Below are 13988 nucleotides of genomic sequence, written 5' to 3'. Positions count from 1 at the left end.
GCGCGGCCTTCGGCGCCGGGCCAGCGGCCTTCGCGGGTGGGGATGGGGTCGCCGTGGGGATCGAAGCGGGGGTTGTCGAGCTGGTCGGCGAGGCGGTTGACTTCGTCGGGCGTAAGGCGGTGCTCGGCGGCGTGGGCGAGGGCGTGCCAGCGTTCGGGCTGGAGGCCGGATTCACGGGCAAGGCGGGTTTCGACCAGGCGGTGGGCGCGCATGATGAGGAGCGCGATTTCGCGTCCGGCGGGCTGGAGGGTCCAGCCGTGTTCGGTGGCGATGGCCGGGGCGGAGCCGGGGAAGGGGACGGGGAAGGGGACGGGGACGGGGAAGGGGACGGACGTGGTGCTGCTGGTGGTGACGAGTCCGGCTTCGCCAGCGCGGGCAAGGGCGAGGAGGACGGTTTCGCGCGAGGTGCCGACGAGGCCGGCGAGGTGTTCGTCGGTGGCGGTGTGGCGCTGGTATTCGCATTCGAGGAGGGCACGCAGGATGTCTTCAACGATTTCGCGCTCGGCGTCTCGCCAGGCGTGCATGGGAGAGGGCGGGGGGGGGGCGGGTTGCCGGCGTGCTGGCGCTGGGGGATGCGTTGCGCGCCGGGGCGAGGGAGGCGGTGGCGGCGTTGCATGGGGCGGGCGTGAGGAGGCTGGTTATGTTGAGCGGGGACAACCAGCGCACGGTCGATGCGATCGCGCGCGAGGCGGGAATCGACGAGGCGCGGGGCGGTCTGTTGCCGGAGGACAAGGTGGCGGGCGTTACGGCGTTGCGCGAGCGTCATGGGATCGTGGGCATGGTGGGCGATGGGATCAACGACGCGCCGGCGATGGCGGCGGCGAGCGTGGCTATCGCAATGGGGGCGGCGGGGTCGGACGCGGCAATCGAGACGGCGGATATCGCGTTGATGAAGGATGATCTGGGAAAAATCGCCGATGCGGTGCGCATGGGACGGCGGGCGCTGGGGATCATCCGGTTTAACATCGCGTTCGCGCTGGGGTTGAAGGCGGTGTTTTTGGTAATGACGTTGCTGGGGTACGCGAGCTTGTGGCTGGCGATTCTGGCGGACACGGGGGCGACGTTGCTGGTGGTTGCCAATTCGCTGCGGTTGTTGCGCGGCGCAGGGGAGAAATGGCAGAGGGGCTGAGGGCTGGGTGTGAGCGGGGGCGGCGGTAGGGCGCGGTGGTCAGCCGAAGGACTTGCCGCAGCCGCAGGTGTTTTTGGCGTTGGGGTTCTTGATCTCGAAGCCGCGGCCTTGGAGGCCGTCGTCGAAGTCGATGTGGGTGCCGTCGAGGTGCTTGAGGCTGGCAGGGTCAACGACGATTGGCACGCCTTCGCTCTCCATGCGGGTGTCATCGGGACGCGGGTCGTCGAACGACATGCCGTATTGGTGGCCGGAGCAACCGCCGTCCTCGACAAGCACGCGGAGGGGCTGGCCGGTGGCGGCGTTGTCGCGTTGCATCTGGCGGATTTGGTCGGCGGCGCGCGGGCTGAGCGTGATCATGACGAGGCAAGTTGCGCGGGTCGCGGCGGGTGTCAAACGGAGCGTCAGGGGCGGGATACGCGCCACTCCCCGTCCGACACACTGCGCATCGGGGGTTTATCTGATGTTGATTAACAGCCGTTCTCCTGTGTTGATTTTGCAATGCACGGATCTCCCTCCTCCGCACCCAATTCCCAGACTCACAATGCTGACGGCACGCTCAAACGCGGGCTCAAAAACCGTCACATCCAACTCATCGCCCTTGGCGGTGCGATCGGCACCGGGCTGTTTCTCGGCTCGGCAGGTGTCATTAAACTGGCTGGCCCGGCGATGATGCTCGGTTACTTGATTGGCGGTATCATTGAGTTCCTGATAATGCGCCAGCTCGGAGAGATGATCGTGGAGGAGCCGGTCGCGGGGTCGTTCAGCCACTTCGCCTACAAGTATTGGAGCGGGTTTGCCGGGTTCATGTCGGGCTGGAATTACTGGGTGCTTTACGTGCTGGTGGGCATGACGGAGCTGACGGCGGTGGCCAAATACATCCATTACTGGGTGCCCGACATGCCGCAGTGGATACCGGTGCTGGTGTTCTTTGTGCTGATCAACGCGATCAATCTGGCCAACGTGAAAATCTTCGGCGAAGCCGAGTTCTGGTTCGCCATCATCAAGGTGCTGGCGGTTATCGGCATGATCGTGTTTGGCGGGTGGCTGCTGTTCTCGGGCGGGGCGGGACCGGAGGCAAAGGTGTCCAACATGTGGGAGCACGGAGGGTTTTTCGCGAATGGCTTTAAGGAATTCTGTATAGCGTTGGTGATAATAATGTTTTCCTTCGGCGGTCTGGAATTGGTGGGCGTGAGCGCGGCGGAGACGGCCGAGCCCTACAAGACGATCCCGAAGGCGATCAACCAGGTGATTTTCCGCATCCTGATTTTCTACGTGGGCGCGGTGGCCGTGATGCTGATGCTCAAGCCTTGGACGCAAATGGCGGCTGACATCGTGGCGGCAGGGCAGGCGGGCGACAGTTACGGGGCGAGCCCGTTCGTGCTCATCCTGAAGCAGATGCATATCCCCAACGCGGCTCACATCCTCAATTTCGTGATCCTTACGGCGGCACTGTCCGTTTATAACAGCGGTGTGTATTGCAACAGCCGCATGCTTTACGGGCTGGCAATGAAGGGCAACGCGCCCCGCGCCATGCTCAAGCTCGACAAGCGCGGCGTGCCCGTGGTGGCCATTGCAGTCTCTGCGGCGGGCACGGGCATCGGCGTGCTCATCAACTACGCGATGCCGGCCAAGGCGCTCGAATACCTGATCGCGCTGGTGGTGGCTGCCTTGGTGCTCAACTGGGCGTTGATCAGCTTCACGCATCTGAAATTCCGTCAAGCCAAGCAGCGCGAGGCGCATGTATCGCGCTTCCCGTCGTGGGGAGCGCCGTTCACCAATTACCTGTGTCTGGCGTTCGTGGGTTTCATCCTCGTCATCATGGCTACGCTGGCCGGCATGTGGACCTCGGTGGTCTTGATTCCGCCCTGGTTGCTGTTGCTCTGGATTGGCTGGAAAATCCGTTCGTCGAAACAGGACGCAATCGGTTTGGCAGACGCGAAGTGAGCGTGTGCGACGCGATGGTTGCATCGCGTCGTAATTCGCGGCATGAGTCCGCGGCAGAAGCCGAAGAGTTGAATTTACCGGGCAACCTTGTTTGATTTACACCATGCCTACATCGCCTGCCATCGATCGCGGCATCGCTTGCGAAGCCGCCGCTGCCGCCGGTGCCAGAGTCATGAGCACCGCCGCCTTGGTTTCATTGCTCGTTTTGTCCGGACTGGTCGTGCTGACCGTCGGCCCGGGTTGCCACACCGCTGTCTCCACCGGGCACGGTAGTGGCTCTGACGGCACGTCTCGCGCCCGCTCGTCATCGCTCACGCCGGGCGATGCCATCGCGTATTATGAGAGCGGGGCTTATTTGCACGACATCACGGAGATCGCCACGCGGGCCAAGGCGTGGATTGATCTGCGCGCGGGCCAGCCGCGACGCGCCGGAGAACGGCTCGTTCTCGTGCTCGACGTGGATGACACCGCGCTTTCCAACTTTCCGGGGTTGCGCGAAGTCGATTTCCAATGGAGCAACGGCGACACGGGAGGAGGCAACGCAGTGGGTAACGCGGCGCGCGATGCGTGGCGCCAACGTGCCTCGGCTCCGGTCATCGCTCCGATTCTTGATCTGTTTCACTTCGCCTTGGCGCGCAAGGTGGAGGTGGTCTTTATCAGCGAGCGGACCGACCCGGACCTGCGCGAGGCGACGGAACGGAATCTGCGCGCCGCCGGGTATGTCGGTTATACCAAGCTGGTCATGCGGCCTGCGCGATTTGCCGCGCTCGACACGAGTTTGTGGAAAGCGGATGCCCGCCGCGAACTGGTTTTTGAAGGCGGCAAGATCATTGCCGCCATCGGCGACCAACCCGAGGACACCGAAGGGCCGTTCATCGAACGCGCCTTCAGGCTGCCGGCTCTGCCACCGTGAGCGCGAGCCGGGCAACCAGGCTTGCTTCGCCTCACATGAACAAATCCGTCGGCGTGCGGGCGAAAAATTCTTCCATGTAGGCCGTCGTCGCCTTGCCCTCGATAAAAGTCGGGTCGCTCATGATCGCCTTGTGCAGCGGGATCGTGGTGCGGATGCCGCGCACCAGATATTCGCTCAATGCCCGATACGTGCGCTCGATGGCGATTTTGCGGCTCGAACCGTAGCCGATGAGCTTGCCGATCATCGAATCGTAGTAGGGCGGGATCACGTAGCCGCTGTAAACATGGCTGTCCACGCGCACGCCGTGTCCGCCGGGCGCGTAGTAAAGGCCGATGGTGCCGGGCGAGGGAACGAAATTGCGCGCCGGGTCCTCGGCGTTGATGCGGCACTCGATGGCGTGTTTGGTAAATGTGATGTCGCCCTGGTCGAACGAAAGCTTTTCGCCCATCGCCACCTTGATCTGCTCCTTGATCAGGTCGATGCCTGTAACTTCCTCGGTCACCGGATGTTCCACCTGAATGCGGGTGTTCATCTCGATGAAATAATACTTACCCTTGGCATCGACCAGAAACTCGATGGTCCCCGCGTTTTCGTAGCTCGCCGCCTCGGCGGCGCGCACGGCGTGGCGGCCCATTTCCTTGCGCAACGAAGGCGTGAGGAAAGGCGAGGGTGATTCCTCAATCAGCTTTTGGTGGCGGCGTTGCACGGAGCAGTCGCGTTCGCCGAGGTGGACAACCTTGCCGTGGCTGTCGGCCAGGATCTGAAATTCGATGTGACGCGGCTTCTCGATGTATTTTTCGACGTAAACCGAGCCGTTGCCGAAGGCTTTTTCGGCTTCCGACCGGGCAACGTTAAACTCCTTGCCCAGCGACACGTCATTGTGGGCGATACGCATACCCCGCCCCCCCCCCCCCGCCACAGCCTTGATGATGACCGGATAGCCGATCTTGCGCGCCAGTTTGATCGCCTCGGCTTCGCTTTCGATCGGTCCGTCGGAGCCGGGGACGATGGGCACCTTGGCCTTGCGCACCGTATCCTTGGCCACGGCCTTGTCGCCCATCATCTGGATGGACTTGGACTTGGGGCCGATGAACTTGATGTTACACGATTCGCACTGCTCGGCGAATTTGGCGTTTTCGGACAAAAAACCGTAACCGGGGTGGATGGCGTCCACGTTGGCGATTTCGGCGGCGGCGATGATGCGGTCGGCGCGCAGGTAGCTGTCGGCTCCGCGCGGCCCGCCGATGCAGATGGCTTCGTCGGCGAGTTGGACGTGGAGCGACTGGACATCGGCCTCAGAGTAAACGGCCAAGGTCTTGATGCCGAGTTCGCGGCAGGCACGCACGATGCGCAGGGCGATTTCACCGCGATTGGCGATCAGGATCTTTTGAATCATGGGAAAAGAGAGTTTTAACCACTAATGGGTAATAATGAACACTAATGGATTAACTTTTTTAAAATAAGGCACTTCAGGGTTTCTGATTAGTGTCTATTAGTGTGCATTAGTGGTTAATGTCATCAGCCCTGTTTCACTTTGAACAGGCGCTGGCCGTATTCGACGGGCTGGCCGTTTTCGACGAGGGCTTCGATGATGGTGCCCTTGGTCTCGGCTTGGATTTCGTTCATGATCTTCATGGCCTCGATGATGCAGACCACGGAGTTTTCGACGACCTTGGTGCCCGGTTCGGCGAAGACTTTGCTCTCCGGCGAGGCGGCGCGGTAGAACGTGCCGACCATGGGGGATTTGATATAAGTGATGCCTGCTTCGTCGGTTGCCGGGGAGGCGGAAGGGAAGGCGTCAGAAGCCGACGCCGGTGCGGAGGCAGTTCCGGGAGGTTGCTGGACGGGCGCGACGGATAACACTGGGATGGGGGCGGCGCTGCCCGAAGGGATGGCTGAAGTGGAACCGGATGAGCGACAGATCTTGAGTTTCAAACCCTCTTCTTCGACCGAAAATTCGGTGAGATCAGAGTGCTTCATCAGATCAATCAGTTTGGTGATTTGTTTTAGGTCCAAGGTAGGCTTGGGTTGAATTGAGCGAAACGTAACAAACGATGTTAGTCAGCTTTTGAAGATTTGCGTTCAAAGGTAATGTTTTTTTCAAAGCAACCACCAATTTTAACGCAAAATCACATCAAAATGACCGGTTTTAAGCTAATTTCGATGGTCCTGCGTTGCCGCGAAGTGCGCCAGAGCGGGCATTGGAAAATATTAAAAACACCCTATTTTTCTCATTTTTTGACGATTTTTTGGAGGATTTTAGCGAAAACAGGGCGTTTTTGGTAAGAAATAGCGGTTTTTACCATTTTTTTGTTTTCGCGGGCGATTTTCGTTCTGGAGGGCGGGTCGGGAGACCCGCCCTCCAGAGTTTAAAGGCACTAAAAGCTGTTCGCCGGGCCGGTCAGTTTTTCGAGCGATTCGATCCACTTTTTAGGTCCGCCGGGCTGGTAGCCGAGCATGCCGAGTTCTTTTTCACTGGAGTCGAGCACGACGATGGTTGGGAAACCCTGGACCTCATATTTGCGGGCAAGCGTCATGTTTTGCTCTTTCAGGGCGTCGCTTTGCGGCTTGTCGGCGGGGAAATCGAGTTTCACAAGGACGAGGTTTTGGGTGGCATAATCGACGAACGCCTTGCGCGAAAAAACCTCCTTGTCGAGTTGGATGCACCAGTGGCACCAGTCGGAGCCGGTGAAATCAAGCAGCAGCCGTTTTTTTTCGGCGGCGGCTTGTTGGACGGCGGCGGGGTAGTCCGTCAGCCAGATGGCTTGGACTTGGGCGGGTGCGTGGTCGTCGGTGCTGTCGTTATCGTTCGCGGAACAGCCCATGAGGGCAATGAGCGTAGCAGCGAATGCGAGAGTCGGCAGGAACGTTTTGGATGTCATGGCGACAACCAAAATCCCTCACGATCTCCACCGAGGCAAATTCCCCGGTCAGATTAACAACCCATGAATGAGCGGATTGGTCTCCGATGTCTCTGCATGAGAAAAATGATTTTCATAGCATCTCTTTAGAGCGTGTAGTCACGAGATAAGATTGACTGAGTTTTTTTGTGATGGAGAATGTCAGCATGGCGAAAGATCAACACCGTCACGACATTTCGGACCGAGTTTGGAGCGTTCTGGAGCCGCTGCTACCTGGAAGGAAAGGAGCGTGGGGAGGGGTGGCGGAGGACAACCGCAAGTTCCTCAACGCGGTTCTGTGGATTTTACGCACTGGTGCGCCTTGGAGGGATCTTCCAGAGGATTACGGAGGGTGGAGCAACACGCACAGGCGTTTTTGTCGCTGGAGAGACAAGGGGCATTGGGAGCGCCTGTTGTCGGAACTGATGAACGAGCCCGATTTTGAGTGGCTGATGATTGATGCCAGTCATGTCAAAATCCATCCGCATGCGGCGGGAGCCAGAGGTGGAAACGAGGCGATCGGTCTGACAAAAGGGGGCGAAACACCAAACTACATTTGGCCGTGGATGCGCATGGTATGCCGGTGCGAGTCATTGTTACAGCGGGTTCCACGGCTGATTGCACACAGGCTGGCAGGTTGATTGAAGGCATTGCCGCAGACCATCTGATCGCCGACAAGGGATATGACACCAACGCCATCATCGAAATGGCGCAGGCCGCAGGCATCTGCCCGCAGATTCCTCCAAAGACCAATCGCATAGAACAACGCGAATATGACCCTTATCTTTATCGGATCAGGCATCTGGTAGAAAATGCATTCCTACGACTCAAGCAATGGCGCGGCATCGCAACCCGATACGCAAAACGAGCCTCCTCTTTCCTCGCTGCCGTCCAATTCAGGTGTGCCATCCTCTGGGCTTCAATCTCGTGACTACACGCCCTAGGGGAGGTTCTAAAAATTGCACAGAAGGTAACGAAGACAATCAATTGAAGTGGAATTTTTGTTTTTAATAAAATATTAGAAATAAATAATTTAGAACAAATTATGCTCCCTGTTTTCATCTTCGTTTCCTTGGTTATCTTCTGTGCAAAAATGAATTTTTAGAACCTCCCTTAGGTTTATTCCAGCGTCGAGCCGCCATCGCGGAGCGCGGCGCGAAGGCGGACGGGATCAACTTGCGGGAAACCGGTTCCGTCGCGCAGTGCCAGCACTGCGGCCACGCCGGCGGCTTCGCCGGTCTGGTTGAGATTGACCATTACGCGGATTGCACCGTTGGCCACCGGATCGGCGTCAAGCATGCGGCCGGCCACGATCAGGTTGTCGTGGCCTCCCTGGGGCAGAAGCGAGCGGTAGGGGATTTGGTAATACACGGGGTCCGGCGTGGCGGCGGACGTATTTTCCGGACGCCAGCGACCGCGCACCTGGGGATGGCCGGGGACGTTGTAGGTCTCGGTGCCGTCAAGGTAACGCAGGGTGATGCCGGGTTTTTCCTGGTGGTGGATGTCCACGCGATAACTGCCTTGGGCGATGGTGTCGTCGAAGGAACGGCCGCCGAGCACGTCGTCTCCGGTGAGTTGATACGCGCAGCGGATGTGGTGGGATTCGCGCAGGCCGAGCCGGGCGGGGAGCGCCTCAAGGCGAAGATCGGAGCCGGGCACGGCACGGCGAAGCAAGTCGTGGATGGCGCGCACCTGGCGGCGGCCTTCAATCTCTCCGCGCGTGAGGTCGGCGGCGTTGGCCGGATCGATATTCTGGATACGCGTGGCGGCAAGCATGTGGGTGCGCGAGGCGGGCGTGTCGGAGCCCCAGGCGAAGCCGGCGGGGAGTCCGTAGTCGGGACCGTGCTGGCGGAGGAGTTCGCCGTAGCGATGGGAGTAGTCGCCGAGGGTTTCCCATCCGCTGAAACGGGCGCAGGCGGTGGAGGGTTGCGTGTGGACGGCGGTGTAGGACGGACAACCGAGGCGATGGGCGAGGTCGCCGTCGCCGGTGGCATCAATGAAGAGTGCGGCCTTGATGGCGGAGCGGCCGGATTTGTTTTCGATAAAAACGGCTTCGAGGCGTCCGTCGTCGTTGACGGAGGGGGCCACAAAAACGGTGTGAAACAGAATTTCGAGTCGTCCGCCGCCAGCGGCACCGCCGGTCGGGCGGGAGGGGCGGGAGGAGTCGAGCGCGAGTTGATCGAGTTCGATTTTGAGTTCCTCGGAGTTGAAGGCGAAGCCGGTGGACGGGTTGGTCTTTTCGTAACGACGCAGCGCGCCGCGGTGTTCAAGGCGCTCAATGACTTCCGAGGTCAGCCCGGCGATGATTTGACGCTGGCCGTCGGTGCTCCAGAGCGAGTGCCAGACGTTGACCATGGAGGTGGTGGCGATGCCACCGAAGCAGTTGTCCTTTTCCACGATGACGACGCGCGCACCCAGTCGGGCGGCGCGAACGGCGGCGAAAAGTCCCGTGCAACTGCCCCCGAGGACGCAGATGTCGGCTTCGTGGCTGACGGGAATGGAGCGGGCTGGCTCATTGATGAAAGACATGCCGCCAAGCGTGGGGCAGCCCTGTCATTCAGGGAAACAAAGACAGCGTGAGAATGCCGACGAAGGCATGGAGAAAACAAACGGCGGCGGCGGGGGGGGGGGGGGACGGCTGGTGTCAGCCGTTTGCGATGTCGGCCGTTTGCGAGCAAGTGACGGCGGAGCGGGCCTCATCAATGGAGGCGAGCGCGCGTTTCACCGCGTCGCCGGCATCGGATGACAGCCGGTGCAGGTCGTCATGAAGAACGACGAGCGTCGCACGTATGATTTGCAGATCTTCATCAAGAATCTCTCGGGTTAACCGTGGTGGGGGAAGCATGGCTGAAAGGGGTTAAGACGACACATTTCAAATACGGTTCCATCAATGATGGCGAACATTTCTTTTGCGGATGCATTAAAAAACCGGATTGAATGCAACGTATTAATTTTTGCTCTGATCTGGGTCCGGTTATCCGCCTCCGGGCGGGTTTCGTGCAAAACCGCCCTTGCGCTCACCGGGCCGGGCTTTTCACTCGGCGGTTTTCCCAATTTTCCTCCGATTTTTTTCTAATTTTTTCCTAACGAACCATGGCTTACGACTGGTTAAAAGGTGTCGCCGATGAATACGACGTGATCGTGATCGGCAGCGGACTTGGCGGACTCACCGGCGCAAACGTCCTCGCCAAGGCAGGGCATCGGGTGCTCGTCATCGAACATCATTACCAGTTCGGCGGGCTGGCCACGTGGTTTACGCGCAAGGGCGGACATATTTTCGACATCTCGCTGCATGGGTTTCCCAGCGGCATGATAAAAAGCTGCCGCCGCTACTGGACGAAGGAAATCGCCGACTCGATCGTGCAACTGAAGGACATCCGGTTCGTCAATCCGCAGATGGATGTGTGGACGACGTTCACGCGCGAGGACTACACGCGGGTGCTGGTGGAGCAGTTCCGCGTGGATCGCGCCCAAGTCGAGGCGTTCTACGAGCACCTGCGCGAGATGAATTACTACGACAACAACCCGGAGACGACCGGGCAGATGTTCGAACGGTTTTTCCCGGGACGTGACGACGTGCATCGCCTGCTCATGGAGCCAATCGCCTACGCCAACGGCTCCACGATGGAGGACCCGGCGATCACGTTTGGCATCGTGTTCAGCAACTTCATGGGCGCGGGGGTTTTTACGTTTCGCGGCGGTTCGGATCTGCTCATCGAGAAAATGTGCGACGAGTTGCGCAGGAACGGCGTGGAACTGCGCAAGAAGGCGCTCGTCGAGCGCATTCTCGTCGAGGAGCGCGACATGCCTGACGCAGGGGGGGGGGGGGGCAAACGCAAGGTCGCGTGTGGCATCGTGTCCAGCACGGGCCGCGTGATTCGTGCCAAGGCGGTGCTCTCCAACGCCAACATCAAGAACACAATCTTCCGCCTGGCCGGTGAGGAAAATTTCCCGGCGGACTTCGTGGAGCAGGCGCGCGCGGTGCGCGTCAACACGAGTTCGTGCCAGGTTTACCTCGGTATCCGAAAAGGGGAGACAATTCCGCACATTGGCGACCTCGTCTTCACGTCGGCGGCGGAGCGTTACAGCCCGCGGGAGATCACCGACCTGCACACGACGAGCCGCACGTTCTCGGTGTATTATCCGGAAACGCGCCCCGGCTCGGACCGCTACACGGTGGTTGCCTCGCTCAACGGGCGTTACCCGGACTGGGAGCAGATGAGCGAGGAGGATTACGAACGGCACAAAACGCGCTTGATCGAGGAGGCCGTCACGTCGTTGGAGCGGTTCATTCCCGGCGTGCGCGAGAAGATCGACTGGCGCGAGGCGGCCACTCCGCGCACGATCGAGCGTTACACGACGCACACGCAGGGCACTTCGTTCGGCACCAAGTTCGAGGGTCTGCCGGTGTCGATGAGCCTGAGCGAAAAACTTCCCGGTCTCTACCACGCGGGCAGCGTGGGCATCATCATGTCGGGCTGGCTGGGCACGATCAACTACGGCGTCATCACGGCCAACAAGATCGACCGCTACCTGCACGAACTGAAGGCGGCGGCGAACGCGTAATTTCGCCGGACGCCGCCGTCGGCGTCATTTCGCGGGGCCGGTGCGCGCGGGGAGAATCGGGCAGTTGGCGGCGCAGGTGGCCACGTCAGTCACGATCTTGCCGTGGTGCAGGCGCACGACGCGGTCCACGTGACAGGTGAGATCGGGGTTGTGCGTGACCATGATGATGGTGCGGCCTTGCTGGTGGAGTTCGCGCAGGAGTCCGAGCACGATGCGTTCGTTTTCCTCGTCGAGATTTCCTGTTGGTTCGTCGGCGAAGATGAAACGCGGTTCGTTGACCAGGGCGCGGGCGATGCATACGCGTTGTTGTTCGCCGCCGGAGAGTTGGTGCGGGAGGTGCGTGACGCGGTGGCCGAGTCCGACCTTGTCGAGCACGGCGCGCGCGGCGGCTTCATCCGCCATGCTGTGGTAGTGCTGCGCGAGCATGAGGTTTTCCAAGGCGCTGAGGTAGGGGATGAGGTGGAATTGCTGGAAAACGAGACCGATCTTTTCGGCGCGAAACACGCGACGGCCTTCATCGTCCAGCGTGGCGAGGTCGGCGCCATCCACCAGCACGTGGCCATCGGTCGGGGTGTCGAGGCAGGTGAGGATGTTCATCAGCGTCGTCTTGCCCGAGCCGGACGCGCCCATGAAGGCGAGGAATTCGCCCTGGCGGATTTTGAGGTCCACGTGATCGAGCGCGGTGACAGTGCCGAAGCGTTTGGTGAGGGCGCGGGTTTCGATCACGACTTCGCGCTGCGGCGTGGTGGCCGGGGGGGGGGGGGGAGGGGGGACGATGCTGGTGTTGTCGGACATGGGATGCGGATTCAGGAACGGATTTTTTAACCACTAATGCACACTAATGAGCATAGAACATTTTTAGTTGAGATGCAGTCATGTCCTGCCTGGTAGGGAGGCCTCTCCGAGGCCTCCGCTGTGCGTAGTGTGAAGGTGGATACGAAACTCATAGATGTTTGGGGCGTGGTTGCGGAGGCCTCGGAGAGGCCTCCCTACCAGGTAGGTATATGGCTGCATTAGTGTCTATTAGTGTGCATTAGTGGTTAAAAAATCACTCACCTTTGAGGATGGCGGCGGGCTCGATTTGCATGGCGCGGCGTGTCGGAACGATGGCGGCGATGAAGGCGACGACAATGGAGAGAGTAATGGCGATGGGGAGCACGGGCGCGCGAAAATCAATGCTGGAGGCGAAGACGGCGCGGCCCAGCACTTGCGCCAGCAGCCAGCCAAGGCCGGAACCGGCGAGGATGGCCGCGGCCACGATGACAGCCGTCTCGCAGAGGATCTGCCGGACAATGGCGCGGTTGCTCGACCCGAGGGCTTTTTGCAGGGCAAATTCCTTGGTGCGTTCGCTGATGATGGCGGTGAGCGTGGTGTTCACGCAGAGGGTCGAGAGCACGAGGATGACGAGCGAAACGAGGCCCATGAGGCCCTTGATTTTTTCGAGCACGCCGCCTTCCGAGGCCGAGACTTTGCGAATGGGGCGGGCATCGAGTTCGGGGTGGCGTTGCTTGAGATCGGCGGCCCACGCGTCAGCGCGCGCAGGGTCGTCGGTGGCGAGGCGGAGCAGGGCGTGCGTGATGCGACCCGGCTGGTGAAGCCAGGTCTGCGCGGATTCGAGGCTGACGATGAGCAGGTTGTCGATGGCATCGCCGGATTCGACGACGCCCTTGATGCCGAAGGTTTTTTTCTCCGTGGCCCCGTCGCGCAGGAGTGTGACGCTCTGGCCGGGCTGGACTTCAAGTTTGGCGGCGAGTTTTTGGCCGATCATCGCGTTGCGATCATCGAAATCGACACCGATCCAGGAGCCGTTGACCTGCCAGTAAGGCGAAAGCGGGCGCAAGGCCTCGAAGCTGGCGCCGACAATGGCGATGCGCGAGAGTTCGGCGCGCGCCGTGCCGTAGAGATAGGGGCAGGCGGCGACAATGAGGCCGGGCGGGGCTTCGCGGAGGATGTCCGCATAAGTGGCTTGGGAGAGTGTGTCGGCCTGCGCGGAGCCCAGGTAAAAATTGGCCCCAAACGTGCGCAATTCGCGGCTCATCTTGGCATTGATGTCGAAGTAAACGGCCGCCATGGCGCAGACGATGGCGGTGCCCACGGTGAGGGCGGCGAAAACCACGGAGACTCGGCGAAGCCGGTTGGTGAGTGCGCGCAGAACCATGCGGCGGAACATGGAGGCGGGCAATGTGGCAGGAGGGAGCATGAGCGTGGCCATGAGATTTTTCCCGGGCGCGGATTGCACGGCTTTTTTTCGGTTTCGCGGTGTCCGACAGCACAAAGCCGACCCCGCCCGCACAGAACCACCTGAAAACCAAGAAGGGGTCGTCCACTCGGACGGCCCCTTCAGGTCCAGCTTCAACTAACAATCCCGGAGGTCGCACCTCCAGGAATCCTAAGAAACCTACAACCAAAAGAACACATACAATGTCTTGATGTCTGGCGGATTGCGGGAGTTGGCGATCCTTTTTGGATCATTCTGTTCTCGCGGTCCGTCGGGGCTTCAAGAGCATGTGGATTGAGACGGTGTTTTTGAAAAAAA

Annotated in this window: 14 protein-coding genes; 5 read left to right on the top strand and 9 right to left on the bottom strand. The window is 60.3% G+C overall.

What is annotated here, in order from left to right; genetic code table 11:
• Positions 1–524 (bottom strand): metal-dependent transcriptional regulator (locus OBACDRAFT_RS16880; protein WP_332835128.1); only part of this gene is annotated, 524 nt, incomplete at its 3' end.
• Here OBACDRAFT_RS16880 and OBACDRAFT_RS16875 point away from each other — a divergent pair.
• Positions 455–1129 carry an HAD-IC family P-type ATPase gene (locus tag OBACDRAFT_RS16875; RefSeq protein ID WP_332835129.1) on the top strand — a complete coding sequence of 225 codons (675 nt, stop codon included), beginning with the start codon at positions 455–457 and terminating at the stop codon, positions 1127–1129. The two genes, OBACDRAFT_RS16880 and OBACDRAFT_RS16875, sit on opposite strands and share 70 nt — an antisense overlap.
• A 39-nt stretch (positions 1130–1168) precedes the next feature.
• Here the strand turns inward: OBACDRAFT_RS16875 and OBACDRAFT_RS16870 are convergent, their stop codons facing one another.
• Positions 1169–1486, bottom strand: coding sequence for a HesB/IscA family protein (locus tag OBACDRAFT_RS16870; protein WP_043587646.1), 318 nt, complete (start codon positions 1484–1486; stop codon positions 1169–1171).
• A gap of 141 nt (positions 1487–1627) precedes the next feature.
• Between OBACDRAFT_RS16870 and OBACDRAFT_RS16865 the strand changes: the two genes are divergently transcribed.
• A complete protein-coding gene (locus tag OBACDRAFT_RS16865) occupies positions 1628–3073 on the top strand; it encodes an amino acid permease (RefSeq protein ID WP_043587644.1) in 1446 nt (481 codons plus the stop codon).
• A gap of 103 nt (positions 3074–3176) precedes the next feature.
• Positions 3177–3986 (top strand): HAD family acid phosphatase, encoded by an 810-nt coding sequence (locus OBACDRAFT_RS16860; protein WP_125068189.1) that lies wholly within the window; start codon positions 3177–3179, stop codon positions 3984–3986.
• 31 nt (positions 3987–4017) lie between these two features.
• Here OBACDRAFT_RS16860 and accC read toward each other — a convergent pair whose 3' ends face one another.
• From accC to OBACDRAFT_RS16845, 3 genes are all read right to left on the bottom strand, one after another.
• Positions 4018–5382, bottom strand: a complete 1365-nt coding sequence (accC, locus tag OBACDRAFT_RS16855; protein WP_043587642.1) for an acetyl-CoA carboxylase biotin carboxylase subunit — start codon at positions 5380–5382, stop codon at positions 4018–4020.
• 122 nt (positions 5383–5504) lie between these two features.
• On the bottom strand, positions 5505–6002 hold the full coding sequence (accB, locus tag OBACDRAFT_RS16850) for an acetyl-CoA carboxylase biotin carboxyl carrier protein (RefSeq protein WP_043587640.1): 498 nt from the start codon (positions 6000–6002) through the stop codon (positions 5505–5507).
• Between the two features lie 362 nt (positions 6003–6364).
• Entirely contained in the window at positions 6365–6868 is a 504-nt protein-coding gene (locus OBACDRAFT_RS16845; RefSeq protein ID WP_052362165.1) for a thioredoxin family protein, read from the bottom strand.
• Positions 6869–7053: 185 nt separating this feature from the next.
• On the opposite strand from OBACDRAFT_RS16845, the gene OBACDRAFT_RS26830 reads away from it, so the two are divergent.
• A protein-coding gene (locus tag OBACDRAFT_RS26830) for an IS5 family transposase (protein WP_088179262.1) occupies positions 7054–7817 on the top strand; the annotation gives its coding sequence in 2 pieces (ribosomal slippage) (positions 7054–7426 and positions 7426–7817; 765 coding nt in all).
• A 188-nt stretch (positions 7818–8005) separates the two neighbouring features.
• Here OBACDRAFT_RS26830 and OBACDRAFT_RS16830 read toward each other — a convergent pair.
• Positions 8006–9415 carry an FAD-dependent oxidoreductase gene (locus OBACDRAFT_RS16830; RefSeq protein WP_043587638.1) on the bottom strand — a complete coding sequence of 470 codons (1410 nt, stop codon included), beginning with the start codon at positions 9413–9415 and terminating at the stop codon, positions 8006–8008.
• 115 nt (positions 9416–9530) lie between these two features.
• Positions 9531–9731, bottom strand: a complete 201-nt coding sequence (locus OBACDRAFT_RS16825; RefSeq protein ID WP_052362164.1) for a hypothetical protein — start codon at positions 9729–9731, stop codon at positions 9531–9533.
• A 248-nt stretch (positions 9732–9979) separates the two neighbouring features.
• Between OBACDRAFT_RS16825 and OBACDRAFT_RS16815 the strand changes: the two genes are divergently transcribed.
• On the top strand, positions 9980–11452 hold the full coding sequence (locus OBACDRAFT_RS16815; protein WP_043587635.1) for a phytoene desaturase family protein: 1473 nt from the start codon (positions 9980–9982) through the stop codon (positions 11450–11452).
• 24 nt (positions 11453–11476) lie between these two features.
• Here OBACDRAFT_RS16815 and OBACDRAFT_RS16810 read toward each other — a convergent pair whose 3' ends face one another.
• Together OBACDRAFT_RS16810 and OBACDRAFT_RS16805 are read right to left on the bottom strand one after the other, a co-directional pair.
• A complete protein-coding gene (locus OBACDRAFT_RS16810; protein ID WP_081722138.1) occupies positions 11477–12247 on the bottom strand; it encodes an ABC transporter ATP-binding protein in 771 nt (256 codons plus the stop codon).
• Between the two features lie 253 nt (positions 12248–12500).
• A complete protein-coding gene (locus tag OBACDRAFT_RS16805; RefSeq protein ID WP_043587665.1) occupies positions 12501–13622 on the bottom strand; it encodes an FtsX-like permease family protein in 1122 nt (373 codons plus the stop codon).
• Positions 13623–13988: the final 366 nt, after the last annotated feature.

This window comes from Geminisphaera colitermitum TAV2, from assembly GCF_000171235.2.
Lineage (GTDB): Bacteria > Verrucomicrobiota > Verrucomicrobiia > Opitutales > Opitutaceae > Geminisphaera > Geminisphaera colitermitum.
The sequence above is the reverse complement of the archived record's forward strand: the minus strand, read 5'-3'. Positions and strand labels throughout refer to the sequence as shown.

Bases quoted from the DNA above. Each gene is read 5' to 3' on its own strand.
- OBACDRAFT_RS16870 (WP_043587646.1), bottom strand. From the start codon at position 1,486: ATGATCACGCTCAGCCCGCGCGCCGCCGACCAAATCCGCCAGATGCAA.
- OBACDRAFT_RS16865 (WP_043587644.1), top strand. From the start codon at position 1,628: ATGCACGGATCTCCCTCCTCCGCACCCAATTCCCAGACTCACAATGCT.
- OBACDRAFT_RS16860 (WP_125068189.1), top strand. From the start codon at position 3,177: ATGCCTACATCGCCTGCCATCGATCGCGGCATCGCTTGCGAAGCCGCC.
- accC (WP_043587642.1), bottom strand. From the start codon at position 5,382: ATGATTCAAAAGATCCTGATCGCCAATCGCGGTGAAATCGCCCTGCGC.
- OBACDRAFT_RS16845 (WP_052362165.1), bottom strand. From the start codon at position 6,868: ATGACATCCAAAACGTTCCTGCCGACTCTCGCATTCGCTGCTACGCTC.
- OBACDRAFT_RS16830 (WP_043587638.1), bottom strand. From the start codon at position 9,415: ATGTCTTTCATCAATGAGCCAGCCCGCTCCATTCCCGTCAGCCACGAA.
- OBACDRAFT_RS16825 (WP_052362164.1), bottom strand. From the start codon at position 9,731: ATGCTTCCCCCACCACGGTTAACCCGAGAGATTCTTGATGAAGATCTG.
- OBACDRAFT_RS16815 (WP_043587635.1), top strand. From the start codon at position 9,980: ATGGCTTACGACTGGTTAAAAGGTGTCGCCGATGAATACGACGTGATC.
- OBACDRAFT_RS16810 (WP_081722138.1), bottom strand. From the start codon at position 12,247: ATGTCCGACAACACCAGCATCGTCCCCCCTCCCCCCCCCCCCCCGGCC.
- OBACDRAFT_RS16805 (WP_043587665.1), bottom strand. From the start codon at position 13,622: ATGTTCCGCCGCATGGTTCTGCGCGCACTCACCAACCGGCTTCGCCGA.